A 2,041-nucleotide genomic window follows, 5' to 3' on the forward strand; every position below is an offset into this window, starting at 1 on the left:
CGACCTGCTGCTCAGCGACATCCGCCGCCGCCGCCAGGAGTTCATGGCCCAGCGCTTCATCTCGCCCGACGTGATCGAGCGCTTCAAGCAGATCGGCGTCTACCGCGCCCTGGTGCCCAAGGCCTTCGGTGGCGATGAAAAGTCCCCTCGCGCGTTTTGCGAACTGATCGAAACCATCGCCCAGGCCGACGGCTCGGCCGGCTGGGTCGCCAGCTTCGGCATGGGCGTGACCTACCTGGCGGCCCTGCCCCCCGAAGCCTTCGCCGAGATCTATGCCCACTCGCCCGACATCGTGTTTGCCGGCGGCATCTTCCCGCCGCAAAAGGCCCCGCTGGTCGATGGTGCCTACGAGGTGAGCGGCCGCTGGTCCTGGTCGAGCGGCTGCATGGGCGCCGACTACGTGGGCGTCGGCATCGCCCCGATGGAAGGCGAGAAGACGGGCCTGCCCCGCATGGCCGTGATGCCGCAGAAGCAGACCCGCATCGACATGACCTGGGACGTCAGCGGCATGCAGGGCACCGGCAGCCACGACCTGGTGGTCGAGCGTGTGCGCGTGCCCGCCAACTGGACGTTTGTGCGCGGCAGCCGCTCGCCCCGCAACGAGCCCATGTTCCGCTACCCCGGTCTCTCCTTTGCCGCACAGGTGCTGTCGGTGGTGGGCCTGGGCGTGGCCCGCGCCAGCATCGAAGAGCTGCGCGGCATGGCCTCGGGCCGCATCTCGGTGACGGGCGCCCCGCGCCTGGCCGACCGCCCCCAGGTGCAGATCGCCGTGGCCCAGGCCGAGGCCCAGCTGCGCGCCGCCCGCGCCTTCTTCTACGAGGCCATCGACAGCGCCTGGGACAGCCTGCTCAAGGGCGACGAGGTCACGCCCGAGCAGACCAGCCTGCTGCGCCTGTCGTCCACCCACGCGGCCCGCACCGCGGCCGAGGTGTGCCGCGCCGTGCAGATGCAGACCGGCATGACCGGTGTGGAAAACAGCTGCCCGATCTCGCAACAGGTGCGCGACGTGCAAGTGCTGACCCAGCACGCCTTCATGGGCGAGATCACCTACCAGAACGCCGGCGCCATGTTGTTTGGCCTGCCCCCGCTGCCTGGCTACCTCTGACCCCCCCTCATCTTTCCTGGAGCCCCACATGGCCATCCGCACCCTCTTTTGCATCGGCATCAACCAGAACTTCTTCAACGCCACGCCCGAAGAAGCCAAGGACGTCTGGCTGGCCTTCGGCACGATGATGAACGGCATCGCCGCCCTGCCCGGCGTGACCGTGCTGGGCAACATGGACGACGACCAATCGATGGTCGGCCCGTCCACCAGCTGGCCCTGGACCTGCTACGTGCTGGCCGATGTGCCCGACCAGGCCACGGTGCACGCGGCCTGCAACCTGTTCCGCACGCTGGTGGTGGGCGAAGGCCCCTACAAGCTGTGGAAGTACGCCAAGGTCGAGGCCCGCATGGGCCGCGAGCTGGTGGTGCCCGCCCACCTGCTGCCGCCCGCACCGGCTGCTGCCGCCTGAAGCGAGCCACCATGCACAGCGCCCCGCCCGACGTGCTCGCCCAGCTGATGCAGCGCCTGGACAGGCTGGAAGCCGAGTCCAGCATCCGCGCCTGCGTGCGCCGCTACATGGACCTGTGCGACCACCTGGACGCACACACGCCCATGGACCAGCTGCTCGACTGCTTCACCGCAGAAGCCGTCTGGGCCGGCAAGGGCGCCCGTTATGGCGAGCGCTTCGGGGCCCACACCGGCCGCGAGGCCATCGGCAACATGCTGGGGGCCTACCGCGGCTCCCTGCCTGGTGAAGATGGACCTCAGCGCCCGCCGCACTTCGCCATGAACGCGCACTTCCTGTGCTCGGAGCACATCACCCACACCGGCGATGGCCAAGCCGACGCCAGCTGGGTGATGTTGCAGACCTCCACCTTCGCCAGCGGCGCCTCCCACCTCAATGCCGCGCAGCTGAACCTGCAGATGCAACGTGGCGACGACGGCCAGTGGCGCATTGCCCATTTCCAGGCCGAGAATACGGTCCAGCGGCTCGCT

At 68.9% G+C, this 2,041-nt stretch carries 3 protein-coding genes; all 3 read left to right on the forward strand.

Features of this window, described 5'->3' with window-relative positions; all coding sequences use genetic code 11:
- Window positions 1-1,105 (forward strand): acyl-CoA dehydrogenase family protein (locus QZ994_RS19650; RefSeq protein WP_367172368.1); only part of this gene is annotated, 1,105 nt, incomplete at its 5' end.
- A 28-nt stretch (window positions 1,106-1,133) separates the two neighbouring features.
- Complete coding sequence (locus tag QZ994_RS19655; RefSeq protein ID WP_290877728.1) at window positions 1,134-1,514, forward strand: IacB protein; 381 nt, start codon at window positions 1,134-1,136, stop codon at window positions 1,512-1,514.
- A gap of 11 nt (window positions 1,515-1,525) precedes the next feature.
- A partial coding sequence (locus tag QZ994_RS19660; protein ID WP_290877731.1) for a nuclear transport factor 2 family protein occupies window positions 1,526-2,041 on the forward strand: 516 nt, incomplete at its 3' end.

It is taken from the genome of Aquabacterium sp., from assembly GCF_021768455.1.
Lineage (GTDB): Bacteria > Pseudomonadota > Gammaproteobacteria > Burkholderiales > Burkholderiaceae_C > Aquabacterium.

Bases quoted from the DNA above. Each gene is read 5' to 3' on its own strand.
- QZ994_RS19655 (WP_290877728.1), top strand. From the start codon at position 1,134: ATGGCCATCCGCACCCTCTTTTGCATCGGCATCAACCAGAACTTCTTC.